General features: G+C 47.1%; 1 protein-coding gene. It reads right to left on the reverse strand.

The window, feature by feature from the left end; genetic code table 11:
- Positions 1-526 (reverse strand): GTPase HflX (gene hflX / locus HC175_RS17255; protein ID WP_168139551.1); only part of this gene is annotated, 526 nt, incomplete at both ends.

A 526-nucleotide genomic window follows, 5' to 3' on the forward strand; every position in this document is an offset into this window, starting at 1 on the left:
TACTTCATCCAGGGTGGATTTAAAAGATTCAACGAGTTGAGTTGGTAATTTTCTGATAAACCCCACAGTATCTGTGAGCAGAAAAGGAAGGTTCCTTATCACCACTTTGCGCACCGTGGTATCAAGGGTGGCAAAAAGTTTATTTTCAGCAAAAACTTCGCTTTTGCTTATCACGTTCATCAAAGTGGATTTACCAACGTTGGTGTAACCTACAAGAGCAACTCTCACCAACTGTCCGCGATTCCCGCGCTGCACTTCCATTTGCCTGTCAATCGTTTCCAGCTTCTTTTTTAGGAGTGCGATCTTATCCCGAACGATCCTGCGGTCTGTCTCGATTTCGGTTTCCCCCGGTCCACGCATACCAATACCACCACGTTGCCGCTCAAGGTGAGTCCACATCCCGGCAAGTCGTGGCAATAGATATTCATATTGTGCCAGTTCTACCTGGGTGCGGGCGTAGCTGGTGGTAGCACGTTGAGCAAAAATGTCAAGAATAAGCCCCGTACGGTCAAGAACTTTACAATGC

The organism is Salinimicrobium oceani (assembly GCF_012037645.1).